The organism is Paenibacillus faecis (assembly GCF_008084145.1).
GTDB classification, from domain to species: Bacteria; Bacillota; Bacilli; order Paenibacillales; family Paenibacillaceae; genus Fontibacillus; species Fontibacillus faecis.
The window spans coordinates 321280-347711 of the sequence record NZ_VSDO01000005.1 but is presented as its reverse complement, the minus strand read 5'-3'; the positions used below and the strand labels follow the sequence as shown (position 1 = coordinate 347711).

General features: G+C 56.0%; 17 protein-coding genes. 1 reads left to right on the top strand and 16 read right to left on the bottom strand.

Annotated features, from left to right (window positions below; translation table 11 throughout):
• Positions 1-300: 300 nt before the first annotated feature.
• From FRY98_RS23195 to FRY98_RS23140, 12 genes are all read right to left on the bottom strand, one after another.
• Positions 301-1146 (bottom strand): hypothetical protein, encoded by an 846-nt coding sequence (locus FRY98_RS23195; RefSeq protein WP_148456607.1) that lies wholly within the window; start codon positions 1144-1146, stop codon positions 301-303.
• Between the two features lie 142 nt (positions 1147-1288).
• On the bottom strand, positions 1289-2665 hold the full coding sequence (locus FRY98_RS23190; protein WP_249043515.1) for a glycosyl hydrolase: 1377 nt from the start codon (positions 2663-2665) through the stop codon (positions 1289-1291).
• Between the two features lie 34 nt (positions 2666-2699).
• Positions 2700-3740 (bottom strand): carbohydrate ABC transporter permease, encoded by a 1041-nt coding sequence (locus FRY98_RS23185; protein ID WP_211373350.1) that lies wholly within the window; start codon positions 3738-3740, stop codon positions 2700-2702.
• 15 nt (positions 3741-3755) lie between these two features.
• Positions 3756-4661, bottom strand: a complete 906-nt coding sequence (locus FRY98_RS23180; RefSeq protein WP_148456603.1) for a carbohydrate ABC transporter permease — start codon at positions 4659-4661, stop codon at positions 3756-3758.
• A complete protein-coding gene (locus FRY98_RS23175; protein WP_148456601.1) occupies positions 4658-7234 on the bottom strand; it encodes a DUF5696 domain-containing protein in 2577 nt (858 codons plus the stop codon). Before FRY98_RS23175 ends, FRY98_RS23180 begins: the two co-directional genes overlap by 4 nt.
• A gap of 12 nt (positions 7235-7246) precedes the next feature.
• Complete coding sequence (locus FRY98_RS23170; RefSeq protein WP_148456600.1) at positions 7247-7867, bottom strand: Yip1 family protein; 621 nt, start codon at positions 7865-7867, stop codon at positions 7247-7249.
• Entirely contained in the window at positions 7848-9359 is a 1512-nt protein-coding gene (locus FRY98_RS23165; RefSeq protein WP_148456598.1) for an NHL repeat-containing protein, read from the bottom strand. The genes FRY98_RS23170 and FRY98_RS23165 overlap by 20 nt, the downstream gene beginning before the upstream one ends.
• A 10-nt stretch (positions 9360-9369) precedes the next feature.
• The gene (locus FRY98_RS23160) at positions 9370-10164 is read right to left on the bottom strand and encodes a carbohydrate ABC transporter permease (protein WP_373317747.1); all 795 of its coding nucleotides are present in this window, start codon (positions 10162-10164) and stop codon (positions 9370-9372) included.
• A gap of 143 nt (positions 10165-10307) precedes the next feature.
• Positions 10308-11216 (bottom strand): carbohydrate ABC transporter permease, encoded by a 909-nt coding sequence (locus FRY98_RS23155; protein ID WP_148456596.1) that lies wholly within the window; start codon positions 11214-11216, stop codon positions 10308-10310.
• Between the two features lie 13 nt (positions 11217-11229).
• The gene (locus tag FRY98_RS23150) at positions 11230-14184 is read right to left on the bottom strand and encodes an extracellular solute-binding protein (protein WP_148456594.1); all 2955 of its coding nucleotides are present in this window, start codon (positions 14182-14184) and stop codon (positions 11230-11232) included.
• Positions 14185-14303: 119 nt separating this feature from the next.
• On the bottom strand, positions 14304-15671 hold the full coding sequence (locus tag FRY98_RS23145) for an ABC transporter substrate-binding protein (protein ID WP_148456592.1): 1368 nt from the start codon (positions 15669-15671) through the stop codon (positions 14304-14306).
• A gap of 333 nt (positions 15672-16004) precedes the next feature.
• The gene (locus FRY98_RS23140) at positions 16005-17054 is read right to left on the bottom strand and encodes a LacI family DNA-binding transcriptional regulator (protein ID WP_148456590.1); all 1050 of its coding nucleotides are present in this window, start codon (positions 17052-17054) and stop codon (positions 16005-16007) included.
• Between the two features lie 639 nt (positions 17055-17693).
• Between FRY98_RS23140 and FRY98_RS23135 the strand changes: the two genes are divergently transcribed.
• Positions 17694-17873: a hypothetical protein gene (locus FRY98_RS23135; protein WP_148456588.1), complete on the top strand. Its 180-nt coding sequence runs from the start codon at positions 17694-17696 to the stop codon at positions 17871-17873.
• Positions 17874-19718: 1845 nt separating this feature from the next.
• On the opposite strand, the gene FRY98_RS23130 is transcribed toward FRY98_RS23135, so the two are convergent.
• From FRY98_RS23130 to FRY98_RS23115, 4 genes are all read right to left on the bottom strand, one after another.
• On the bottom strand, positions 19719-22133 hold the full coding sequence (locus FRY98_RS23130; RefSeq protein ID WP_148456586.1) for a glycoside hydrolase family 3 C-terminal domain-containing protein: 2415 nt from the start codon (positions 22131-22133) through the stop codon (positions 19719-19721).
• Positions 22134-22264: 131 nt separating this feature from the next.
• On the bottom strand, positions 22265-23281 hold the full coding sequence (locus FRY98_RS23125; protein WP_148456584.1) for a glycosyltransferase family 2 protein: 1017 nt from the start codon (positions 23279-23281) through the stop codon (positions 22265-22267).
• Positions 23282-23299: 18 nt separating this feature from the next.
• Positions 23300-23911, bottom strand: a complete 612-nt coding sequence (locus tag FRY98_RS23120; protein WP_148456582.1) for a hypothetical protein — start codon at positions 23909-23911, stop codon at positions 23300-23302.
• Positions 23912-23913: 2 nt separating this feature from the next.
• Positions 23914-26364 carry a beta-glucosidase family protein gene (locus tag FRY98_RS23115; protein ID WP_148456580.1) on the bottom strand — a complete coding sequence of 817 codons (2451 nt, stop codon included), beginning with the start codon at positions 26362-26364 and terminating at the stop codon, positions 23914-23916.
• Positions 26365-26432 lie beyond the last annotated feature (68 nt).

The following is a 26432-nucleotide window of genomic DNA, read 5'->3' as shown; positions in this document are numbered from 1 at the left end:
AACGGGATTTTCTCCCGTTAATTATGTTCGTTCTCCCCCTGTGACGCAATTTAGCGGGAATTTCTCCCGCTATTTCCGGCCTAAAGCGCCAATTTAACGTTGGTCGCGCGGATTAGCTGGAGGTTTTCCAGCTAATTGTGGATGCGAAGCCAAATCGCCCAAATTAGCGGGACTTTTTCCTGTTAATTCCCCTGACCTGCCCTCGTTACGCTATTTACTATTTACTATTTACTTTTTACTTTTTACCCTTGTTCCTCACTTTACTCCCTTACTCTCGCTACTCTCCAACGGACTCATCGCCTATCCCAACCTGACGATCCGTCTCGCATACACATCGCAATCGAAATCGCCTTCGTCGCACATCATCAGTTCTTCAAAGGATTCATCCCTGTGATGTGGAGACAAGGGCAGCACGCCTAAAATATAGTATCCCCCATGCGCCGCTCCCCCTCCATCCCCGCCTTTGGCGCGGATCGGCGAATCGACGAGTTCGCAAATATAGGGGTCGTACGCGATGTACAATCCGAAGGCGTTGGGTTTCTCCAGGTTCGCGGTGTAGTAATATCGCTTTCCCCGGCAAATGTCCGCCAATAGCTCCCGGTCGATATGATCGCCGAAAATCCGGGGCGTACCTCCACCGCACAAATACTCCCACTCCTCCTCGTCAGGAAGCGAGAACCCCGACCGTTCGAACCGTTGGATCACCTCAAAGTAGTTGACCAGCCCGCCGTTCTCACTTTCGATCAAAGCGACGTTTCGTTCCACCAGCATCGGAGAAATCCGCACTTCCCGGCGCGGTGAAAAAACACTCCGCAAATACGCTTCGGCCTCCTGCGGAACTCCGGCCACCTCCAGTTCTTCCTCAATCGCGGCGGCGATGCCCAAGTCCGCGTCGTGTTCATCCAATCGATCCCATCCCAGGGTAACCGGGCCGCCGGGTACGAAGATAAACTCGCTGCCGTTCAGATCGAATACGCCGGTACTCCATTTTCTGCCATTACGCTCAAAGGTTTCGACCGATGTCAAACGAAAAGCATGCCCGTTCCAGCCTTCGAGCGATTTTAGCCATTTTACTTTCTCGTCTTCTTCCATCAGAATCCAGTTGTCATAATGAAGTTGACGCGCTTCCTCCGGTTTCATGTTCATTCCGTCCTAGACCTTCCCCTTTTCTAGTAATGGAGAGATTTCCTTTAATTATATCAATTAAAGTCGAACGGAGGTCAAGCTACACCGGGGGCACAAACCCGTCATTCCCTCGCTATCTCGTCCTCTTTCACCCATTCCTCCTTCATTCCCTCTTCTTCATCCACTCCTCCCAGTCCGGCAGTTCCTCCAGCGTGATCGTCCGGGGATGGCGGTACGTCTTCCGCAGTTGCTCCAGCTCGGTGTACTCTTCCGAGTACGCGAGCCTGCCGTCCTCCTCCTCCCGGTACACGAACGTACCGTACCAGGTACAGTTCCAAGCCCACGGCGTTCCGTCCTCGGCCATCCGGTCCGGATCGGGAACGACGCCGTTTTCCGACAGCGCTATGATTTTGGAAGTCCGTGTGTAAGATTCTGCGGTCCTAAAACGCTCCTGCTGGGAAGAATAATCCCGGACAGGCGCATAAATGTCTTCACCCATGATGTCGACGAACTCGTCACCCGGATACCAGTCGGCATGCTGCCCGTTCCATACCCAAATCAGATGGTTCAACCCATGCTCGTAAGTCAGCCGGTGATACATCAGCTTCCATAACGCGATGCATGGCTCCGGCCCCTTGGCTCCCCACCAGAACCAGCCGCCCGACGCTTCATGCAGGGGACGCCACAGCACCGGAACCCGCGCATCCGCCAGCCGCTTCAGTTCTACCGCGATGGCGTCGATATCCCGCAGGATCAACCGGTACTCCTCCGAACCTGTATCCGCCATCGCCTTCTTCACATCGAAGGTCGTCGCCTTCGTGTAAAATCCGCTGCCCCACGTCCGGTCCGGCGGCAGATCGATCAAATCCTTCGGCGCGTTCCAATGCCAGCAAAAGGTCACGATTCCGCAGCGGTTTTTCCACCAGTCGATCGCCAGGTCCGTATCCCGGCAAGTCACCCCCCGTTCCACGCGGGACGGGGAGTAATTCATGAAGTCGAAACCGGCCACCGCCGGATAACGGCCGGTCACCTCATGGATCAAGTCCAGCTCCGGCGTCGACAGGACGCCGATCTGCTGTCCGGTCAGCATGCTCCGCCCGTAAATGCTGCATAGATACCGCATCAATCCCCGCGCCTCCGGCGAGGCGGCCGGGTGGACCAGCACCGGCTCCACCTGAAACTTGGGATCTTTCGCCACCTTCTCGCCATGTTCCGGCTCTTGCAACTCCTTGTTTGCTTGTTTGTTGCTCACTTGTTCCCTGCTCTCTAGTTCCCCGTTCACTTGCCCCCTGCTCTCGTGTTCCCCGCTCTCTTGCTCCCCGCTCTCTTGTTCCCTGCTCTCTTGCTCCCTGCCCTCTTGCTCCTTGCTCTCATGTTCCACGCTCACGTGTTCCCCGCTTACTTGCTCCCTGCCCTCTTGCCCCCTGCTCTCTTGTTCCACGCTCTTTAGTTCCCCGCTCACTTGCTCCCTGCCCTCCTGTTCCCCGCCCTCATGTCCCTTCTTCGCTTCTTCCTCATTCGCCTTGCGCAGTTGTTCCACCGGCCATCCCCCGCTTCCATTTGGCATATTTTCGCTAACCCACGACCCCGGTCCGCTCCACGCTCTCCACAAAATGCCGCTGCACGAACAGATACAGCACGATCAGCGGCAGGATCGCCAGCAGGATACCGGTGTCCACGATGAGCGCCACATGATTCGGGTCCGCCTTCGCCGACGCATCCAGGCCCATCAAAGTGGGCAGGAACTGGCTCGCATCCGCCGGCAGCGAGGCGACCTTCAGCGGCATCAGAGCGCTCTCGCTCATAAACAGCGAGGTATAGAACGTATCGTTATACTGCCACACGAACGAGAACAGCATCACGGTGATCAAGGGCGGAATCGCGTTCGGCAGCATGATCGTGAAGAAGGTTTTGATGCCGCCGGCCCCGTCGATCAGCGCCGCTTCCTCGATCTCCTTCGGCAGACCCCGGAAAAACTGGCGGAAGATATAGATGAACAATCCCGCTTTGAGCCCCGTCGCCGTGGCCGACGTAATGACGGACGGCCAGAAGCTGTTCAGGAGGTTGACGCCCTCCTTCCCCGTGAACAACTGGACCAGTCCCAGCACATCGAAGTTTCTGAAGTGCAGATACATCGGCACCATGAGCGTGCTCATCGGGATCAGGATCGTCAACACCACGAGACCGAACAGGAGGTTGCTGCCCGGGAATTGAAACCGGGCGAAACCATAGCCCGCCAGCGCGGTCGACATCGTCGTCAGCACCATCGTCACGAACACGTAGAGCATCGTATTCAGCAGCAGCGGCCAGTAATCCAGCAGATCCAGCCCCAGCTTGAAATTGTCCAGGGTAACGTGCACCGGAATCATATATATCGTCGGGTTATAGATGTCCTCCTTCGCCTTGAACGCGACCGAGAACTTCATCAGAAGCGGATAAAGGATCACAAACGTAATTCCGATAATGAGCAAAAAACGGCAAACGGACCATAGCCCTTCCAGCGACTTGTTTTTCACGCGGTTAAGACGGTTATGATTCGTCACATCATTCAGATCTTGCAGATTTTTCAGAATCTTGAGATGAGATCGATCCGCCAGTTTCAGGTTCGACGCCATGCCCCTGCCCCCTTCCTAGTTGTGGTAGAACGTTTTTCGCGCCACGATGTAGCCCATGACGACGAGCAGCAGGCTGACCACGATCGTATACAGCCAAGCCATCGCGGCGCTCAGTCCGAAATTCTGCGTCTTGAACGCCGTCTCATAAATCATTTGCGTCACCGGGCTGTCCGCGAAAGAATCGATAATCGTGTAGATGATGTTCGTCAGAATCAAGGGGCTGACCATCGGGAACGTCACTTTCCAGAACGTCTCGTAGGCCGTGGCCCCCTCGATTTTGGCCACCTCGTACAGGTTCCCGGGCACCGACTGCAGCGCCGCCAGAAAGATCAGAATCTGCACGCCCGAGTTGCTGATGATTTCATAAATGCGCATGACCGCTTCCACGATGTAGTCGATAAAGCCGATCGGGAAGCCCGCCTGCGACAAAATCATCACCATGGAACGGACATTAAACTGGGAGGAAGCCTGCCCCAGCTGCTCCGCCACCTCGCTGTTTCCGACGAGATTGATCAGCCCCGAACTCTCGGCGGCCGCGATCGCCCCGGATGCCAGGATGACGGGCAGGAAAAAAATCGCCCGCGCCAGACCCCTTCCACGAAATTTCTGATTAAGCAGCACGGCCGAGAACAGGCTGAAAAAGAGGATCAGCGGCACGTCCACCGCCATGCCCCCCACCGATTCCGTCAGAATCCGGTTGAAGTTGGCGTCGACGAACAGCGCGTCGTGGAAATTACTCCAGCCGACGTTTTGCAGCTCATAGCCCTGCGGCGAGACCATCAGCTTGCTGAAGCTGAAGCGGATCGACTGAGCCAGCGGTCCCGCAAACAGGAACAGAAAACCGATCAGCCATGGGGCGATAAACAAAAGACCGAGCAGGGAACGTTTTTGCGTTAAAGATATCGATATTTTCGGTTTCACCCCTCGTCACCCCCTGCGGTAAAATCCTGCGCTTCCACGGTCATCCCGTTCACGGTCACCGGCCGGTCCGTATAGTTGATCAGGATGGAGGCGCCGCCTTCGTATTTCACTTCCACCACGCCCGCCGCATGCCGGACATGCTCCAGGATCGGACGGCTGCGCAGCGGGCCGAGCACCTCGCTTGCCTCCCGGTAGAATTTAACGGCCTCATCCCGCCAGGCCTCGGACTCCACCGAGAACATCCCGTCAAACCGCGTGAACTTCAGCGTTGGCGTCGGCTCGGCGGACCACAGAAAGTGCGGCGCCGTTCCGTACTCCACGGATTTCAGCAGCTGTTTGCGCAGGTTCTGCTCATCGGCCAGATTCAACACCGCTCCGGCATAATCGAGATACCCGTGAATGACCATTTGATAAAAAGGAACCTCCTCATCCGTCAAGCTGAACCGGCTGCTTGCAACCGGAACGTCGATCACGTGCTTCGCATAGGGCCAGCTGTAGGCGTTGGCGTCCGAAACCATCAGGTCCGGAAACGCCTCGCGCAGGACTCCCAGCCGCTCCGTTACGATTCCCTTGGCTTCCTCGCGGAACACGACCCGCTGCACCCGGTAATCCGAACTCAGAACGCCGCCGAGATCGCGCAGCGACAACCTGCTCACGCCGTATTTGCCGTAACTGTCGGCGAATTTATCTACGTAATAAGGCAGCTTCGCGGGGGACAAAAGATAATACGTCCCGTAATACATATCCTGCCGGTTCAGGTTCCGGTCATAAGGATGCAGCTCCGCGATTTCCCGGGTCACGAACCGGGCCGCGTCCGCCGACGGATTGAAATGCCCGTCGTCCCGGTACACGTACTGGAACGCCACATCGGGATAGAGGGCTCCGCCTTGTTCTGCAAGCTGAGCGGCCAATTTCTTCAGGCCGGCGCTCCCGCCAAGCCCGCGGTCCGGCTGCGCCTTGACCGGCGGCCGATGATGCATCCCCTTGCCGAACCAGCCGAGGTAGCGCATCCGCACATTGGCGACGCCCTCCTCCGCGAGCGCCTGCGCCATGTTCCCCGCCTCCGCGAAGCTCGTCATCGGCACGACCGCATCATAAGGGATGCCCAGGAACGATTTTTGTTTATCGATGCTGCCGAGCACATCCACGTAAAAAGGCAGGTTCCCGCCTTCTTCAAGCGGACGGAGCTTGCCGTCCTTCGCCAACTGCTCCCGGTACATCCGGGCCATCCCCGAATAGCTGGCGTCCGCTCCGGTCAGGAACCGGTAGCGCACCGTCAGGTTTCCCCGGTAGAGCTCGTCGCTCAGCAGCTGAATTTCCTGAATTTGATCGCCCGTATAAAGTTCCAGTTCGTCTTCGCCGCGCACGCTAAAGCGGCTGAACACGTAGTTGTAGGCATTTTGCTTGCCGCTGACGTCCGCGGCGACGCTGGCGATTGCGTCGCCTTCCTCGATCACCGCAAACCACCCCGTATCTCCGGCTTTCATACCGTACACCGGCATGGCCGCCTTCCGGGTCACTTGCCCCCGGCTCACGCTGTTATCGTTCGGATCGTCGCCGTACACCCGCTGGACGTATTGCTCCTCTTTGATTTTCCCATTATTGAGCCGGATCAGAGCGCCGCTCCCGTCGGGAACCAGCATATAGCCGTCGTCTTTCGTGCCCGCCGCGCCGAAGAAGCGCAGCAGGTCGATGCTGCTGATCCGGTGCTTCTCGCTCTCCGTCACCCGGGCCAGCGGCACCGTCACGACGAGAGCGTCGCCGTCCAGCCGATACTCCAGCGGCACGCTAAACTTCGGCTTTTGCGCGCCGCCCCCGGCGGCTGTCCCGCTCGCCTCATTGTCCGCGGCTAGGTCCTCCGCCGTATACCCGGCCTCCTCGAAGGCGGCCAGCATTTTTTTCAGGACGAGCGGTTTCTTCACCTGCTCATCCAACCGTTCCAGCAAATCCGCACCGTTCTTGACCGGATAATAGCGGGCCTCGACATAAGCGGCCAGCGTTTCGTCCAGCTTGCTGAGCACCTTCTCCTCCAGCCGGGCCTTGGTAATCCGTTTCGGCAGCGCGTCGATGCCCAGCGAGACATCCCCCAAGGTGTACGTCACCCGGAGACCGTTCTCCAGGCTTTCCGCCGTAAAATTCCGGTTGACCACGCTCCAGGGATAACTCCAGTACGTCTCCAGAGTGCCGATTTCATCGCGAAACGAGACGGCGAACTGGGAGGACATCACCTCTTTTTCGAACGGGGACGCGATCGCGTCCTCATTGCGCCCCGCCGGATTGCTGTACCAGACTTCCCCGCTCTTGCGGTCTTTGGCGGCGACCTCGGCCGTCTGCTCGTTATAATACAGGGCCAGCGCTTCGTTTTCGGCCACCAGGGTCATGCCCGGAACGCCGCCGGACCCGGCATCCGGGAGCGCGCGCAGCTCCTTGCCGGCCTCGGGCGCCACCGGCGCCGGCTTGTAATCGGCGGGGTCGGCAGCGGGCGCCCCCTGGTTCAAGAGCAGAAATCCCCCGGCGATTGCCAAAATGACGGCACAGGCGAGCAGCGTTATCGTCCGTTTTCTTTTTTTCACGTCTTCCGCCCCCTACACCCTAAATATGAGCTCTCGGTAGATGTTTGCGATGAATTCATAGATTTGCTGCAGCATGCTGAAGATGAGCGTGCCCAAAAAGACGATAATCCCCATCACAATAACCGTCAGGATCATCGTCAACACCGTTTTGGAAGGGGTGTACTGGTGCACGGTCATGATTCCGACGAACAACAGCCCGAGGAACCAAAGGGCGGCCACCGTATTCAGCAGATAGTAGAAGGCCGTCTCCTCCTGCACCATAAACCGGCTCGCGAGCGTCATCGGCGGATAGATCAGCACCATCGGAACGAGCGCATACGAGGTCGCCATCACGATATCCCTGAACTTGCCCTCCCCGCCCATGAGCGTCGTCACCGACCAGTTGGCGGTACACCATAAGAAAAACGGAAAAAGAACGAAAACGATCTCGCTAAGGCTGTTCATCCGCCGGGGATCGTTAAAGTTGACGAGAAACCCGGAAAACTGCTTCTGCACGATCATCGCCAGGATCAGCAACGCCACAATGGCCAGAGCCACGCGCAGCCTCCCTTTTTGTTCGTATTTCATATCCCAAAATCCGTCGAACGGATGAACGATCACATGGAGCGGAAATTTAAGATAGTCCTGCTTCATGGCCTCTTTTCCCCCTTTGCTTCCAGCGTCTCGCGATCCTGTATGCGGCAAAGGCCAGCGCGGCCGTGAGCAGCACTGACATCACCGTGCCGAAATGCTCCTTCATAACCTCTCTGCGGTACCTTTTATAGGCGACCGAATAATTTTTGCGGTCCATCCCGAGTTTGAAATACTCGAGCGCTTCCTTGTTCTGTTTGCGCATCAGCCGGGCCTTGCCGATTCCGATATACGCGATGTCATAATTGCCGTTCAATTCGAGCACCCGGTTCCAGTAGGCTTCCGCCTCGGCATCCTCTCCCCGGTAATGCAGGCGGACCGCGGCGTTGACGTTCAGGCCGAACTCCGTCGGTTCGAACATCACGACGCTTCCTTTTCCCCGATCCAGGACAAACTGGCGCTCCCCCATCCGCTCGACGGCGACCGGCGTCTTGAACAGGCCGAGCTGATTGCCGCGTCCTCCGTAGATGTAGAGCAGGTTGCCGTTTTCGTCATACGTGAACACCCGCCCCTGCGTCGAATCCAGCGCACTGTACATCCCGTCGCCCAGCACTTTGATGTCCACGAATTTGGAAGGGCCGGTCGTCCTGCGATAATAGATATCCCCGGCCACGTCGTAATAGCCGAACCGCTTCAGCACGTCCTCGCCGGACGGGTTCAGGCGCTTGATCGGCTCCTTCGATCCGACGTCGATATTGGTCGCGTAAACAAAGCCTTTGTGATCGATATCCAGATTGGAAAACTCGGTCGGGATAAATAGCGCCATCTGCGCCATCTGCGCCTTCGTGGAGACCAGCCGCCAGAAATAATCGATATAATTGCGTTTCACCTTGATCGTTCCGATATATCCGATGAAATCCCCTTGCTCGTCGAATTGCATAATGCCTTCGTAGACCCCGCGGGCGACCACAAATACCCGACCCGCTTCATCGACCGTCACCTTGAGCGGTACGAATTGGAATCCCTGCGGCAGCACCTCCGACTGCGGATTTTGAATGATGCGGATCAGCTTCCCTTCGGGACTCAGCACCACGACACGCCGGTGATCCGTGTCCGCCACGTAAATCCGTTCCTCGGCGTCCGTGAAAATCCCCGACGGATTGGCGAATCCGTCCGGCTTGCCTTCATTGTCGAAGGAGGAAATCACCTCGGCCTCATTCAGATCTCCGTCGATCCGCACGATCCGCTGGTTGCCGGAATCCAGCACGTACAGCAGCCCGGATTCCGAAATATGCAGATCCGCCGGCTCCACGAAATCGCCGACGCCCAGCTCCTTGCCGGTAATCGACCGGCCCGGCAGATAGGCGGCCGGCATCGGCGTCGCTTCCTCCCAGTAATTGTAGTTGTAGCTCTCATACGGTGCCGGAGCGGGTTCGGACGCCGGCGCCGCCGGGGAAGCGAAGTCCGCCGCTTGGGGCGACGAACCGTAAATCTCGCCGGAAGGAAGCAGGAGTGCCGCGATGAGGGCCGAAACGATCCATTTTTTTGCTGTCATGGGCTCCCTCCTAGTCTTTCATGCCCGAAGTGGCCATGGTTTCGATAATCCGGCTTTGCGAGAACAGGAACAGCGTGATCGGAACGCTCATGAGGATAAGGGCTACCGCCGCCCCAGCCCCGGCCCGGGCAATCCCGCCCAGAATGATCTGATTGGCCGCGTAATGAAGCGTCTTGAGCTGCTCGCTGTAGATAAACCCGTTCCCGTCGCTTCCCCACAGCATCTGGAAGAGCAGAATGATCAGCGTCAGCCAGGCCGGCTTGACGTTCGGCATCACGATCGACCAGAAGATGCGGTACTCGCTGGCCCCGTCGATCTTCGCCGCCTCCAGCAGCGCGTCCGGAATCTGCTCCATGAACTGTTTCATCAGGTAAAGCCCGAGCGAGTAGGCGAAAGCCGGAATAATGACCGCCCAATACGTATCGACCATGCCGAGCCAGGACAGGATCATATAGTTCGGCGTCTGCGTCACGACCGGCGTAAACATGAGCGACAGTACGACCGTCGTGAACAGCAGCGACTTGCCCGGGAACTTGTGCTTCGCCAGCGGATAAGCCGCCGCCGACGCCAGAATGACATGGCCGACGATCCCCATCCCCGTAATAAACACCGTATTGAAGATGTAGCGGGAGAACGGGACCCACGATTGGCCGAGCAGGTTCATCAGATCCAGGAAATTGTTCCATGTCGGATTGCGGACAAACAGCGTCGGCGGAAACAGAAAGATTTCATCCAGCGGTTTGAACGCGTTGTTGATCGCGTACACAAGCGGGAGCGCCATGAACGCGCCGAACGCCGCCAGCATCAGGAATAGAAAAAAGGTGCCGGCGAACGAACGGTTTACCCGTTTTTTTCCGGCGCGGAGCTTCAGCTTGAGCTTCACGGGACGTCCGCCGTCGTTCCCCAGTCCGGTGCCGGGCATCCTGGTTGTTGTTTCAGCCTTCACGTTTACTCACCCACCTTGTGCAAAAGTTTCTGGACGATCAGGTTCGTGCCGACCATCAGGACGAACAGGACGGTGGCGATCGCCGAAGCAAAGCCCATCTCGAACCGCGTCGTCCCGTAGTCGATCAGGTGAGTGACGATCGTTTCGGCCGCGTAATTGACGCTCGGAAACCCGGCCAGCGCAATCGACACGTCGGCGACGGCAAACGAGGTGGTCAACTGGATGACCGCTCCGAACATCAACTGTGGCCGCATGGACGGCAGCGTGATGAACCACAATTCCTGCCAGCGGTTGCGGATGCCGTCCACGGCGCCGGCTTCGTACAGCGTTTTGTCGACCGTCTGCAGCCCGGCGATAAACGCCAGAAACCCGGTCCCCAAGCTGAGCCAAAGCTGAACGAGAATGATGATCGGCATGATGTAGCTTTCCGTCTTGAGCCATTGAATCGGCTCCAAAATCAGGCCGAGTTTGATCAGAAACCCGTTGACGATGCCGTACCGGTCTCCCGAAAAAATGATCAGCCAGATAAAATACACGTTCCCGGATATCGAAGGCGCGTAAAAGACCAGCGTCATGAACGCCCGCATCTTCGGACCGAGTTCATTGATGATCCAGGCAAAGATAAAGCAGGCCAAGTAGCTGACCGGTCCGGTGACCGCCGCAAACAGCAGAGTATTTTTCATCGCGGTCAGAAATATATCGTCCTCCAGGAACAACCGGGTATAATTGTCCCACCCGACGAACCGGGGAAACTCCAGCATGTTGAAATAGGTAAAACTGAGCACGATGGAGATGAGGACCGGCAGCACCGTAAACAGCATGAACAAAATCATATAAGGGGCCAGCAAAATATAGGAGTGCTTACTGGCCTTCATCTCCCGCCATTTCAAGGCCCACCACGAACTAAGCATGTCGATTCCCCCCCTACTCCCGCAGCCCGCCGAATTCCTTCTGCTTGTTGCGGATTTCATCGTGGATGTACTGCACCGAATCCATGATCGCTTCCCGCGGTTCGATGCCGCCGATGACCGACCGGTAAAACGCGTTGAACAGATGCCTTCCCGTGGCGTAGCCGCCGGGAACCTCCGGAATGCCTTCGACCCAGCGGAACTGCTCCTCCAGGCTTTCGAAATCTTCCACCGGCCAAGGCAGCTGTTCCAAAGCCTTGATATTGGCGGTCGGATAGCGGGCGGCCGCCCCCATCAGGCCTTCCATTTCGCGGCCGTAGCTCGTTTGCGTTTCGTCACTCGTCCACCATTTCATAAATGCCCAGGCCGCCTCCTTGTCCGCGGCGCTCTCCAGCATCAGCACACCGCTTCCGCCCGCGGGAACGGTGCGATCGAGGCTTCCGTCCTCCCGCTTGGTGCCGGGCACCGGCGCGAAGCCCCACAGCCCGCGAATTTCCGGAGCGAAAACGGCAAGCTGGTTATAGGTGGTGTAGTCGGCGATACCGATCGGCATTTGCCCGGTCCGGAAGCGGTTGGCGAAATCGTATTCCCGCTCCAGCTTGTAGTCCGTGTAGTATTCCGTCCACTGCTTGAACGACTCGATCCCCGTCTTGGAATCGAGATCCGATTCCGTGTCGGCATCGCGGTAAAACTGACCGCCGTTCTGCATCAGCAAAGTGGCGTACATCGAGTTCGGCGGCAGCGTCGTCCACTGGTTCGGCGCCTGGGTGACGACAGGCAGACCGAAGCCCATATGGTTCTTGTTCAGGACGGCCAACAGGGCGGCGACGTCATCCCAGGTCTCGGGGACCTTTAGGCCCAGCTCGGCCAGGACGTCCTTTCGGTAAAAGAGCATGTTGAACGTCTGCGTTTCCGGCAGCGCGAAGACGCCGTCGCGATACTTGTAAGGGACGATGGCGCTCTCCCGGAACCTTGCGGCGACCTCTTCATAGTCGCTGAACTGCGTCAGGTCCGCGGCCGCGCTCCGCATGGCGAAATTCACCGGCAGGTCGTTGCCGATCTGCATCGCCACGTCCGGACCCTGTCCGGCCAGCGTGGCGGGGAGAATGGTCCCCATGTTGACCAGCTTCAGATTGACGTTGATGCCGGTCTGCGGCGTAAAGGTTTCGTCGATCATCGCTTTGATCGCGTTCGCCTGATCCCGGCCGCTGCCGATCCAAACCGTTACGGTCCGCTGGTCCTTCTCTTCGGCCACGTTGCCGATCCGGTTGTAATCGATAAAGAACGAAGAAGCGAACGTCGACAATTCGTGCACGATTTTGTCCCCCGCCCCGAGTCCGCCGTCCGGCAGCTTCTTGTCGGGGGAGGCGACGTAAATCTCGTCGATCATCAGCGGCTGCTCCCTGGCCTGCTGCAGCCAGGTGCCGAGCCCCCCGGTGTTCGTCTTGTACGTTTCCAGCCGCCGCGGGATCGTCTCCGGCTCCTCCACCATCTCTTCCAACTGGAGGGCCATCGTTTTAAGCAGCGCTTCCTGGTCGCCGGATTGCCCGGACAGTTCCACCAGCCGCGCGCTGACCGCGCGCAGGCGTTCGCTTTCCGTCCGGAACACCTCCAGCAGTTCGGGAATCCGCTGCTCGACGCGGTAATCCCGGAATTCATCCGGCTTGGTGCCGGTGATCATCAGAACCTTGCGGTACATGGCGTTCAGGTTGAGCAGGCTCGCCTCCACCTGCCGCAGCAGCGGAGCGAATTCGCCGAGGCTGGCCTCCAGGCGCAGCACATGCTTGCCTTTGTCCAGCTTGAACAGGTACGGGTCGTCCCCGCCCATCACATCGACTCTGTAACCGCTGTCATAACGAAAAGCGGCCCGGTTCATTTCCGCGAACGGTACTTGTCCGTCAATCGTTAGCCGGCGGGTCGCATAGATCCCGCGCACGAAGTTTTGTTTGGAGCGGAAGCCGATATGGTACAGTCCGGTCTCGGGAACCTCGACTTCCCATTCCAGCCATTGCCCCGGCAGCCGCCAATTGTAGCCCCCGATCGTATTGATCCTTACCTTCGAAGCGCTGTACGGGGTGACGCCCGGACTCGACCGCTCGCTGAGCGGATACAGCGTCGGCGACGATTTGGCGACGGCCTGCTCCGCCTGGACAACGATCATGTGCCCGGCGGTTTCCCGAACGCCGCCCTCCGCTTCGTACCGGGCCTTCACCTGCTCATACGGCAAGGCCTCCGGCTGCTGAAACAGCTTCAGACGGTGAATCACCATCGGCTCCCGGGATGCGGTCAGCGTCAGCGTGTGTTCCCCCTTGTCAAAATAAAACCGGAACGGCTCCGTCACGTATCCGTCGGAATCCTTGAACACCGTCTCCCGCCAGGCCGGCCGTTCGACCTGCTTCGGCCTCAGCTCATTGCCCTGGTTATCGCGCTCGATTTCCGGCTTCGCGTTGTCCCAGATCCGGTCAAATTGCAAATACCCCGCCTCCTCAAAGGGGAAGCGGCCATCGATCTTTAAAGACCGCTCGATGGAAGAGCTTTTGCCTTCCACCGGATAGTAAAGCAGCGACAAATTGTAAAGGCCCGCTTCCTCCACCCGGACCTTCCATTCGACCTCTCCTTTTTCCCCGGTGTAAACGGAGAGCCCCTCCTGGCCCTCATAGTCGCGGAGCTTCCGGACCTCCGCATTCCCGGCGCGGGCATAATCCGCGGCGGGAATGACGATTTCCGCTTCCGGGCGGGCGGCGTTCTTGTACCCGGCTAAATAATCGTCATAGGCGGGGCTGGAGGAGCTTTCTTTTCCCCCCGCCACCAGCTTGATATCCGGAAGCCGCGTCGCGGTTGCGGTCTTGCCGGATCTCGCCGAACCGTCGCCCCCGGCAAATCCCCCCGCGAGCCAAACGACCAGCACGATCGCGGCCGCCGTGACCAGCAGCCAGCCCCATCCCTTGCTCAGTTTTCGTATCCCTGTCAATGTCCATCCTCCTCGCACCCGGGTGTGGAACAGGAAAGGGACGCGGCAGCCCGTACACGTCCCTTCCCTCCCTTGCTATTCAGGCATGCGGTACTAGCATTTGGTACTGTCTTGGCCGCCTATTTGCCCAGCTTGTCGACGGCGGCTTGCGCCTGCTGTTTGTATTTTTCCGCTGTGGCGGCTACGGATTGATTTTTCACGATAATATCTTCGACAAAAGCACCCGTAGGATAGTTCGGATACGCCTCATCCACGGTAATGACTCCGGTTCCCGAGATATGCTCGCGGATCATATCGATGTCCTCCTGATTGGCGTAAATGCTCTCCATATAATCCTGGCCGGGATATTCCTCGGTAGGCGGGATATCGAAAGTCTCTTCGTAGATTTGGTAGACGATGGCCGGATCTTTCACGCCTTTCGGAATGAACTTGGCGGCCGCCGCCGTAAAGGCGTAGGTCTGCTTCGGTGAGCCCTGCGGCCCGTTCGGAATCGGCACTACGCCGACCTCGAAGGTCAGGTCCTTCAACTGCCATTCCGCCGCGACAAACATCGCCACATTGCCGTCCAGGAAGGTGTTCGTTTCCTCCCAGTTTGTTTTGTTGCCGGATTTTACCCGCACGACCTTATCGACGTTGTACAAGCGGTTCACGAATTCGGCCGCTTCGATCGTGCGCGGGTCGGACAGCATTTCCTTGCCGTTCTCGTCATCGACGATTTTGCCCCCATTGGCCGCCGTAAAATGCTTCACCGCATCGATCGCCCAGCCGGAAAAGCCCCATACATCCGTCTTGCCGTCGTTATCCGTGTCTTTCGTTGCTTGCTTCGCAATCTCCAGAAATTTATCCCAGTTCCACTCTCCCTTGTTATATAGCTCCTGCAGATCCGGAAGCCCGAGCTTCTTAAAAATATCGCGATTGTAATGAATGCCCAGCGCGATCGTGCCGGGGTTGTCGAAGGCGTACTCCCCGCCCCCCAAGGCCGGAGATTTGATCATCAAGTCGGCCTTGTTGTTGATGTTGTTCTTCTCGGTCGTAAATTCGCTGATCGGAAGCAGCTGCCCCTTCAAAATCGCGGGCAGCGCGGACTTATATTCCAATTGGACGATATCGGCGAACGGCTCGCCGGCCAGGACGCTCGTCGTAAATTTATTCATATATTCCTCAAAAGGGACGTTGACGAATTCGATTTTGCAGTTGTACTTCTTCTCGACTTCGGCGATTTTTTCGAGGCGCGCTTTCTCACCGGCGGTGGCCCCTGCCGGCTTCAAGTCCCACCAGGCCGCGACTTTGATCACGCGGCCGCCCAAGTCGACGGCAGGCTCCTCGGCGGCAGGCGGCTCGGATTCGGCCGTATTTTCCGGGGCCTTGTTGCCCGTTTCCGGAGCGGGCGGCGGTGTGTTTCCGGCCGCATTGTTACCGCCGCCACAGGCGGAAAGCAGAAAAATCAAACAGAACAAAATCAAAGAAAGCCCTTTCATTTTTCTCATGGTTGAAACCTCCCCATTGTTCTATAGACCTTGTCTTGCATGGAACCCCGCTTGTGATTTCTTCTTGATCCTTCCCCACGCTCAGTACCTTTGTTTTGTTTGTTTTGCATAGTTTAGCTAACAGTATAGATAACTAGACATAACAAAATTAAAATTATCACCACTCCTTGTTATTGCTATTTGCCAAATAATATACCTCTATCTATAAACCACGTCAATAAAATTATGCTAACGTTTACATTTTTATGCTAACTTATACTAGCCGGACACAAAAAAACCCTGCAATGCGCACATTGCCAGGGTTTTTATACTAACAGCCTGTCTCACCTGTCTCTAAAGTTCCGGTTCTTTCTGGGTTTTCTCCCTCAGCACGACCTCGGCCTGGATCAGAAGCTTCTCCGGGTTGGAGTACGGGTTGGCCATCCGCCATACCAGCTTGTCCACAGCCCTCATCCCCAGCAGTTCCTTATTCACATCCACGGTAGCGAGGAGCGGCAGCTCGGGATCGGTATTGTCAAACCCCGTAAATTGAACGTCGCCGGGAACCTCGATTCCCTGCCTTTGCAGCGACTCCATAGCGAACTGAGCCGTCGTGTCGTTGTTGCATACGAACACCTCGGGGAGCGGATGCTTTGCGATTACCCTCGGGACCGTGTCGTGAATGTTGGCGATCTCCGGCCCGATCAATTCGGGAATCTGCCGTTGCCCCAGCTTATAATCCTCCAGCACGGAACGGAATCCCAGCCAGCGCTCGTAAAAGCTAGGCGCATCCCCGATTTGTCCGACAAACTGAAAGTTGCGGTACCCTTTGCTGATCAGTTTGATCATCATTTCGCGCATCGCGGACAAATTGTCCGTAAATACCGAGTCGCTTTGAAACGCCGGGTCGTGATGGTCGACCATCACGACGGGGATGTCGAGCCTCTGGATCTCAAGCAAAATTTGCGTGGACACGGAGCCGATCGTCAGAATCCCGCCGATCGCCTTCGGATTAAGCAGCGAGAACATCGAATCCCCCGACGGTTCCGTCAGCGTCAGAATGTCCGCGCCTATCTGATTCAGGCGGGCGGAAATCCCGTTGAATACCGGCCCCCAGTATAAAGAATCCGTGTTCTGATAGCGCACATTCGGGAAAAGCACCAGGATCGCGCCGACCCGGGCTACTCCCTCCCCGTCCGCAGACAGATTCCAAGCGGAGGCAGGGGAGGCTGCGGAGGCGCTTGATTTGCCTCCGTCTTTGAAGTAGCCGAGCTGCCCCGCCGCCTTTAGAATCATTTCTCTCGTCTGCGCGCTGACTCCCGGTTTTCCCGAGAGCGCCCGGGAGACCGCAAACTTGGAAACCCCGGAGAAGTCCGCGATTTCCTGGATGGTTACCTTTTTCATCGTATCTACCTACTTGAATGCAAATTTTATCGAAATCGCTTCATCTTAACTAGACTACTTGGATTTCGCCTTTTGTTAGGTTCCGTTAGGTCAATCTCATAATACCACGGAAAAGCCATAAACCCAAACTATAAGTTGTGGAATAGTTGTGGAGTAGTTGCGAAGTGGTTGCGAAAGCGGTTGAGGACCTCTGCCGGAAAAGTCAATTTCCGATTATTTTATCACAGAAACTGAACACATTCAGCGGACCATCCGATAAATATAATAAGAGGGAGACCGCAGCGGCACCGTAAACTTCGTAGACTTCGTAAACATCCTAGACCTCGTAGGCTCCGTAGACTTCGAAGCCTCGTAGATCTTAAGACCTCGTAGATCTCGTAGATCTCGTAGACCTCGTAGATCTCGTAGACCTCGTAGACCTCGTAGACCTTGTAGATCTCAAGATCTCGTAGTTCTCAAGATCTCGCAGATCTCGTAGTTCTCGTAGTTCTCGTAGTTCTCGTAGTTCTCGTAGTTCTCGTAGTTCTCGTAGTTCTCGTAGTTCTCGTAGACTCCGTTACCGTCGCAGGCCGAACTATCCTCGATAGATTATTTTTATAGGAATTTAGCAGGAAATTGCAGGAGAAAGGAGGTGTGATCATGGACAAAGCGATCGTACATAAGCTTGTGGATGAAGTAATCAATGAAGTAACCGCAGCGAACCGGGAAGCCCTCGAAGCCGATGGCATTTCCAAGGCCAGCATCGAGCTGTCCGTCCGCATGTCGGCCATGACGACGCTCCGTATTCTTGAGAAGCTGGAACTGATCGAGAAAGGCTAACCTCCCCCCCCTTTTTTTGCGGATGCCGGCCTCCCGGGACCATGTTCCCCGGGCGGACGGTGAACCCCTTCGTACCATCAGAGGTTTAACCAAATGTTTGACGGCGATTACTGGCCGAGAACACCGGCCCCGGGCCTTAGCCGGAGTTAGCAGCCCGGGGTTAATGACTATGGCTTAGGATCCGGAGCCTTAGAGCTGAGCCGGGGCCATCGCTAACTCTAACGGACATATTAGCGCCTATTTGTTGACTTTCCCACCAAAATGACCTCATTTTACGGAAATAGCGGCTACTGCGTCCGTTAGAATTTGCAATTGTCCCAAATGGACAAAATAGCGGCTATGGCTTCCGTTAGAATTTCGGCCCGGCCAATGGCCTTGGCTTTCCCTTCAATCCCGAACCAGGAGCCGGGGCTACAATCCGAATCCTTTGAGTCGGATCGGCCGATCTACACGACACACTGCGCACACCGCGGACACTGTGGACAACGCCGCACATTGGATCTAACGCGAACTGCACGCCGGGCGCTGGTTCAGCTACTTTAACGAACTCAGCTGACTCTACAGACCTAGCTAACTTTAACGGACATAATAGCTCTAGCTGACACCACTCTTTCTAACGGACACAACCAGCTCTAGCTGACATAGCTAGAGCTAACGGACGCAGCATCGCTAACTCTAACGGACATAATAGCTGCTATTTCGCAAAAATCCGCACTTTTGGAATTCTAACGGAAATGGTAGCGCCTATTTGTTCAGTTTCCCGCCCAAATGACCTCATTTTACGGAAATAGCGGCTACTGCGTCCGTTAGAATTTGCAATCGCCTCAAATGGACGAAATAGCGGCTATGGCTTCCGTTAGAATTTCGGCTGCGCCAATGGCTTTGGCCTTCGATCCCCAACCAAGTGCAGGGGCTGCAATCCGGGGCCCTAGAATCGAATCGGTCCGATTCGCACGACTCTCAACTGCACGACTGCTCGAATACACGATACACTGCGCACACACCGCGGACCACGCCGCACACGCCGCACACACCACACACACTGTGGACAACGCCGCACATTGGATCTAACGCGAACTGCACGCCGGGCGCTGGTTCAGCTACTTTAACGGACTCAGCTGACTCTACAGACCTAGCTAACTTTAACGGACATAATAGCTCTAGCTGACACCACTCTTTCTAACGGACACAACCAGCTCTAGCTGACATAGCTAGAGCTAACGGACGCAGCATCGCTAACTCTAACGGACATAATAGCTGCTATTTCGCAAAAATCCGCACTTTTGGAATTCTAACGGAAATGGTAGCGCCTATTTGTTCAGTTTCCCGCCCAAATGACCCCATTTTACGGAAATAGCAGCTATTGCGTCCGTTAGAATTTGCAATCGCCTCAAATGGACGAAATAGCGGCTATGGCTTCCGTTAGAATTTCGGCCCGGCCACAATGGCCTTGGTCTTCAATCCCGAACCAAGTGCCGGGCCTTCAATCCTGACCAAGTACCGGGCCCTACATCCGGTGCCTAAGAGCCAGAGTGAGGGGGACAATCTGGTGCCCTAGCATCTGGAAGGGTCGCCGTTTACACGACTGCACGCCGCGGACTCCCTTTTCCCCATCGCTACCCACCGGCCAGCATCAAACGCAATGCTCGCCCCCTCCCCACCTTCGGCTTGGTCTTTTGCCGGAGGCGGCAGCATAAAAACGGACTTTCAGTTCGTTACTTGGGCGGAGTTCACCACCGAGATAACGTTTCCGAAAGCCCGCTATATCACTTCTATTAACTCATGGGTAGACCGGCGCTGGCACAATACCGAGTCTACGAAGCGAGGGCTTAGCAGGAATCCCCGCTAAGCTCTTTCCGCCCTCCGCTTTAACCGCCTCTGCTTCAAAAAGTGGCGCAAGCCTTTAAAGAAGCGGCCGTTGGCCATCATCAGAAGGCCGTCCACCATCGGCATGTTCACGGCACCGCCCGTCATTCGGGCAATGCCGCGGAACGGGAGATGATAGATAGACATCATGATCAGATTCGCCGCGCTTCGCTTGCCGATTTTTCGTAAAAACCAATGGGCAAACACGATGCCATGGTAAGCCAGTCTGGCGATCGCCCCCTTGGCATATTGGCACTGCTCAATCGTGTCGTTGTAGCCGAGCGGTCGGGACCGATCCCAATCGGCCACCGGCAGGGGACGGCCGATCAGCTGTTCGAATTCCACGGCGCCGACCTGCCGCACGTTCCCCGAGTAATAGGAAGGAAGCTTGTCTTTATCGTAGGGCAATGGCGCTCCCGTTCCTTCCACGAAAAGCGTGTCCTCCAACCGGATATCCGCGCTGGAGGCTCCGATCATAATGCGGTATTCCGCCGCCTCGACCTCCCAGGAGTCGGTCTTTACGTTGAAATACCGGAAGGTTTTGTCATCGAAAGGGATCGTGACCGTTTTGGACTCTCCCGCGTTGATAAACACTTTGGCAAATCCCTTCAACTCTTTTGCCGGTCTAAAGATCTCCCGCGACTTGCAGCCGACGTAAAGCTGAGCCACTTCCATCCCGGCCGTAGACCCCGAATTGGCCAATCGGAAGGTGACGCCGTCCCGGTTCACCCGGATATCCGAATATTCGAACGTGGTGTAGCTGAGCCCGTATCCGAACGGAAACAGCACGTCCACCTGCGCCGTATCGAAATACCTGTAGCCGATATAGATGCTTTCCCTGTATTCCGCGGTGACTTCATTGCCGGGGAAATAAGGAGCCGACGGCGTATCCTCGTAATGAAGCGGGTACGTTTCCGCCAATTTCCCCGAGGGATTCACGTCGCCCGAGAGAACCCGCAGGATGGCCCGAGCCCCGGCCTGTCCTCCCAAATACCCATGGAGCAAGCCTTTCACTTTGCCGATCCAGGGCATTTCGACGGCGGAGCCGCAGGACAGGATGGCTACGATGTTGGGATTGACCCGGTACAGGGCGTCCAGCAAATCGATCTGGTTGTCCGGGATCCGCATATTTTGCCGGTCCAGCCCGTCGGCTTCCGTCACTTCATCCAGGCCGATGTACAGCAGGATGACGTCTGCCTTCGCGGCCAAGGCGCAGGCTTTTTCGATTTTCTTCGGATTTTTCTTTCCGTAACGTTCGAACCCTTGCTCATAACCGATGCTGATAATGCCCGATTCCTCGAAACAGTCCATCGTATGGTCGAGAATCGTGGGATTGACGATGGAGGAACCCGCCCCCTGGTATCTGGCGTGCTGGGCGAACTCCCCGATCACCGCCACCTTTTTGCCGAACTTGAGCGGGAGAATGCCGTCCTCGTTCTTAAGCAGTACGATCGACTCTTCCGCGACCTTCTGGGACACGCGGTGGTGATGCTCCACATTGAAATCGATATGCGGTCTGCGGTAAACGGCCTCTGTCGTAAAAATCAGATCCAGCAGCCGGTCCACACATTCATCCAGCACTTCTTCCGGAAGTTCCCCGCCGCGGACGGCAAGGACGATGTCCCGGTCCGTCTCCCCTCCCGTCGTCGGCATTTCCAGTTCGTTGCCGGCCAGCAGCCCGGCCACCCGGTCGTTGCTCCCGCCCCAATCCGTGATGACCGTCCCCTGATAGCCCCACTCCCCGCGCAAAATGTCTCGCATCAAATGCAGACTTTCGTTGGTGTAAGTTCCGTTCAGCTTGTTATAGGAAGACATGATCGATTTGGTCTTGCCCTCTTTCACGGCAATTTCGAACGCCGTCAGGTAGATCTCCCGCAGCGTCCGCTCATCGACGATCGCGTCGATCGACATCCGTCTTTGCTCCTGGTTGTTGACGGCAAAATGCTTCACGCAAGCGGAAATGCCCTGGGACTGGATGCCCCTGATATAGCTTGCCGCCATTTTCCCCGCCAGGTAAGGATCTTCGCTGAAATACTCGAAGTTTCTGCCGCACAGCGGGTTCCGCTTCATATTCACGCCAGGTCCGAGCAATACGTTTACTTTCTGGGTAATGGCTTCTTCTCCGAGATACTCCCCGACCTTTTCTCCGAGCTCCGGATTCCAGCTATTGGCCACCGTGGCCGCCGTAGGAAAACAGGTCGCGGGCACACCGGCATTCAGCCCCAATTTATCCGCCGCCACAGCTTGTTTTCGGATTCCATGCGGTCCATCGGCAAGAAACATGCTGGGAATCCCCAGACGCTCGATATCCTGGGACTGCCAAAAATCCTTCCCCGACATCAAGGACGCTTTCTCTTCCAAGGTCATGCTCGCAATGAGTTCTTTATACTTCATCTCTATTCCTCTTTTATGGTCTAGGCGGTAAGTTCAAGGATGACCGCGTATAGAACATTCTACTATAGATTTCGGGGACAATCTAATATAAAGAAGCAGGAAACCTCATTCGGCTCCTGCTTCCGCTAGGGTTAATTGAACCCTACCAATCTTTGCGATATTTTGTAAGCTCCGACGGAAATGCTGCGCCCCGCGCGCCCCGGCAAGCTGATCAGTCCGCCCATAATGCCGTATTTCAGATGGCGGTAGAGTCTTACATCCTTCTCCTTGATATACTTCCACAGCTCTTTTCGCTTTTGCAAATTTTCGACCGTGCCCGAACGGATCAGCAGAATGACCGATACGACCGTTACAATCTCCAGATGCTTGAGCATATAACGGCGAAGATTCTCGTTCTGGATCCGCTCGAGTTCCACCTGCTCGATCATCAGCTTGTTCACTTTCAACTGCTGATCGATTCTCTTAATCATGATGCTTTCCTGCACGGACTGGTCTTCCCGGCCGATATAATACCGGTAGAAATCCACATTGAGATAGTACATCGTCTTCACATGCTCAAGCGGCGTATACACAAACAAATTATCGACGTAAAAAGTATGCTTTGGCAGCTCCAGGCCGCAATCCCGCAACAACTGGGTCCGGTAGATCACGGAATGCATCAAGATGTACTGCCCTTTCCGGAAGGGCTTGACTTCGTCCCAGGTGAAAACCTTCCCTTCCGGCAGAACATCGTTGTATTTCATGATCTTTCTGTACTTCGCGCCTTCTTTTTCGTACACAAAATTGCTGATCAGCATATCCACCGTTTTATGTTGGCTCGCCAGATCGGATAAGGCTTTTACTATTTTCAGATACGCGCGAATATCGACCCAATCATCACTGTCAACGACCTTAAAATACAATCCGGACGCATGCCGAATTCCCGCATTCACCGCGGCTCCGTGACCGCCGTTTTCCTGATGGACCGCCTTCACGATCGTGGGATACCGCTCCGCGTACTCATTGGCGATGTCGGCGGTTTGGTCTCGGGAGCCGTCGTTCACGACAATCACCTCGACACGGTCTCCGCCGGGAAGCAGGGATTCGATGCAGTATCTCATATAATCCTGCGAATTATAGCAAGGGATAACAATAGATAATAGTTTCATATATTCACACTACCTGTTCTACTTTTCGGATTCTTGTTTGAAAATAATTTTGAAAATCGGGAAGAACACCCAGAAAGAAATCGCGCTGTTGATGATCATCGTGATCACGTCCGCGGTCGTTTCGCCCACGGAGCCCATCCCCCATGTGTTCATAAACAAGTTGTAAATCGGCGCTTTATAAAAGCCTTGCGCTGCGGCGGCGCCGATCGTAATGACGATATAGGCCACGACATACCAGAAGGCCGCCTTCCAGATATTGCTGTTCGATTTGAACGTAATGCTTCTTTGCACGAAAAAGTTGAGAATCTGCGCGATCGCGATCGTGATCTGAACGGCCAGGAAATAGGCCAGACCGCCACCGCCGCCGGAAGAAAGCGAGCCTGCGGCATAATCGAACACGTAATAAGGACTTCCGTCGAAGTTATGGCCGAACTGCAGCACCTGAAAGCTCGAATGGACCAGGGAAGTCCCGGCAAACATGCTTTTAAATACCGGCATAAGTACGAGCTGCAAGACGGTAATTCCGTTGCTCAACATAAAGAATACCAGAAACTGAGCAATATTGGGGTGTTTTTCTTTGTACCTCGCCCAGAAGCCGAGCGGGCCCGGCGTCGTTTTTGGGTTGTTCATGCTTATCTCTCCTCCGCTGCCAAAACACGCTGTTCTTTCTGTTTCGCGGCTTTCAGCATCTTGCTTCTTTCCTTCAAAAAATGGCGCAGGCCTTTAAAGAAACGGCCGTTGACCATCATCAGAATCCCGTCGAGCATCGGCATATTTACAACGCCGCCGGTCATTCTGGCGATTCCCCGAAACGGCATATGGTAGACGGACATCATAATGATATTGGCCGTGCTCCGTTTGCCGATTTTCCGAAGAAACCAGTAGGCGAATACCATAAGCCGGTAAGCGAGCCGCGCGGCCCAGCCTTTGGCATACTGGCACTGGGCGATGGTATCGTTGTAGCCCAGCGGCTTCGTCCGGTCCCAGGTCGACACCGGCACCTTGCGCCCGAGCAGCGTTTCAAACTCCTGCTTGCCGACCTTGTTGGCCCGGCCGGTATAGTAGGAGGGCAGCTCGTTCTTATCGTAAGGCACCGGCGCCCCGGTCCCTTCCACAAAAAGGGATGCCGCAAGGCGGATATCCGCGCTGGAGGCCCCGACCATGATTTGATAGTCCGCTTCCTCCACTTCCCACCGGTTGGTTTTTACATTGAAGTAACGGAACGTTTTGTCGTCGAAAGGAATCGTTACGGTCCGCGTCTCGCCCGCGTTTAGGAATACTTTAGTGAATCCCTTCAGCTCTTTCCGCGGCCGGAACACCTGGCCGTCGCCGCATCCGACATAGAGCTGGGCAACCTCCATCCCCGCCCGGTTTCCGGTGTTGGTGATGTTGAAGGTGACGCCGTTCCGATCTACCCGGATCTCGGAGTACTCATAGGTGGTGTAGCTTAGTCCGTATCCAAACGGAAAAAGAACCTCTACATTCGCCGAATCGTAGTAACGATAGCCCATGTACAGACCTTCTCTATACTCCACGCTGACTTCCTTACCCGGAAATTGGTGGCAGGCCGGCGTATCCTCGTACCGGAGCGGATAGGTCTCCGCCAGCTTCCCGGAAGGATTCACTTCGCCCGTCAAAACACGCAGGATCGCCTTGGCTCCGGCTTGACCGCTGAGATAAGCGTGAACCAGTCCTTTTACCTTGCCGATCCATGGCATTTCGACCGCGGCGCCGCAGGACAGGACCACCACGATATTCGGGTTGACTTGCTGCAAAGCGTGCAAAAGCTCGATCTGATTATCCGGGATCTTCATGTTCTGTCTGTCCAGACCTTCCGCTTCCGTCGCTTCGTCCAGACCGAGGTAGAGCAGGACCACCTCCGCCTTCTCCGCGAGCGCGCAGGCTCTTTCGAGTTTCTTCCGGTTCTTTTTGCCGTACCGTTCAAAACCCGGTTCATACCCCAGGCTGACGATGCCGAATTCCTGCAAGCAGTCCAGCGTATGATCCAACCGAGTGGGATTGACGATCGAAGAGCCGGCTCCCTGATATCTGGCTTCCTGGGCAAAATCCCCGATGATCGCCGCTTTGACGCCCGGCTTCAGCGGCAGGATGCCATCCTCATTTTTCAGCAGCACGATGGATTCTTCCGCCGCTTCCTGAGCCGCCCGATGATGCAGGTCGACATCAATTGGCTGTGGCTCGGCCCCTTTGAATACCTCTTCGGTCTTAAAAATCAGGTTCAGCAGCCGGTCCACGCATTCATCCAACACGTCTTCCTTGATTTTTCCGCTCTTGATCGCTTGAATGATCTCTTCGTTGGTCTCTCCACCGGTCGTCGGCATTTCCAGTTCATTGCCGGCCAGCAAACCGGCAACGCGGTCATTGCTTCCGCCCCAGTCCGTCACGACCACACCGTCGAAGTTCCATTCCTCGCGCAGGATCTCCCGCATCAAATGAAGATGCTCATTCGTATATTCGCCGTTTAACATGTTGTAGGAGGACATGACCGTTTGGGTCCCGCCTTCCTTCACGGCGATTTCGAATGCGGTCAAGTAAATTTCCCGCAGCGTTCGCTCATCCACGATCGTATCGATGGACATCCGCCGCTCTTCCTGGTTGTTTACGGCAAAATGCTTAACGCACGCGGAAATGCCGTGCGTTTGGATGCCTTGAATATAGGCCGCCGCCATTTTCCCGGCATGATACGGATCCTCGCTGAAATATTCGAAATTTCTGCCGCACAACGGATCCCGCTTCATGTTAACGCCCGGGCCGAGCAGGACGTTTACTTTCTGGGCGACCGCCTCCTTGCCCAGATAATCGCCGATCTTCCTTCCCAGCTCTACGTTCCAGCTGTTCGCAACGGCCGCCGCCGTCGGAAAGCAGGTAGCCGGAATGCTGGGATTCAGGCCGAGGTGATCCGCCGCGGCCGCTTGCTTGCGGATTCCGTGCGGCCCGTCAGCCAGAAACATACTGTTGATGCCGAGCCGCGGAATATCCTGGGACTGCCAGAAATCCTTGCCCGACATGAGAGACGCCTTCTCCTCCAACGTCATTTGCTCTATCAAGTATTTGTGTTTCATCTCCCGATACCCCATTTAGCTTTTGAGCGGTAGCCTCACAGGCTACCGCCAAAGCATTTTCTGTTTAT

What these genes read in the sequence shown, in the direction of transcription:
- FRY98_RS23160 (WP_373317747.1), bottom strand. Translation starts at nt 10,164, where the DNA reads ATGCTGGCGGCGTTCGGCGCGTTCATGGCGCTCCCGCTTGTGTACGCG.
- FRY98_RS23140 (WP_148456590.1), bottom strand. Translation starts at nt 17,054, where the DNA reads ATGAAAAAGGTAACCATCCAGGAAATCGCGGACTTCTCCGGGGTTTCC.
- FRY98_RS23185 (WP_211373350.1), bottom strand. Translation starts at nt 3,740, where the DNA reads ATGGCGTCGAACCTGAAACTGGCGGATCGATCTCATCTCAAGATTCTG.
- FRY98_RS23115 (WP_148456580.1), bottom strand. Translation starts at nt 26,364, where the DNA reads ATGAAACACAAATACTTGATAGAGCAAATGACGTTGGAGGAGAAGGCG.
- FRY98_RS23195 (WP_148456607.1), bottom strand. Translation starts at nt 1,146, where the DNA reads ATGAACATGAAACCGGAGGAAGCGCGTCAACTTCATTATGACAACTGG.
- FRY98_RS23135 (WP_148456588.1), top strand. Translation starts at nt 17,694, where the DNA reads ATGGACAAAGCGATCGTACATAAGCTTGTGGATGAAGTAATCAATGAA.
- FRY98_RS23155 (WP_148456596.1), bottom strand. Translation starts at nt 11,216, where the DNA reads ATGCTTAGTTCGTGGTGGGCCTTGAAATGGCGGGAGATGAAGGCCAGT.
- FRY98_RS23170 (WP_148456600.1), bottom strand. Translation starts at nt 7,867, where the DNA reads ATGAAGCAGGACTATCTTAAATTTCCGCTCCATGTGATCGTTCATCCG.
- FRY98_RS23165 (WP_148456598.1), bottom strand. Translation starts at nt 9,359, where the DNA reads ATGACAGCAAAAAAATGGATCGTTTCGGCCCTCATCGCGGCACTCCTG.
- FRY98_RS23145 (WP_148456592.1), bottom strand. Translation starts at nt 15,671, where the DNA reads ATGAGAAAAATGAAAGGGCTTTCTTTGATTTTGTTCTGTTTGATTTTT.
- FRY98_RS23130 (WP_148456586.1), bottom strand. Translation starts at nt 22,133, where the DNA reads ATGAAGTATAAAGAACTCATTGCGAGCATGACCTTGGAAGAGAAAGCG.
- FRY98_RS23120 (WP_148456582.1), bottom strand. Translation starts at nt 23,911, where the DNA reads ATGAACAACCCAAAAACGACGCCGGGCCCGCTCGGCTTCTGGGCGAGG.
- FRY98_RS23125 (WP_148456584.1), bottom strand. Translation starts at nt 23,281, where the DNA reads ATGAAACTATTATCTATTGTTATCCCTTGCTATAATTCGCAGGATTAT.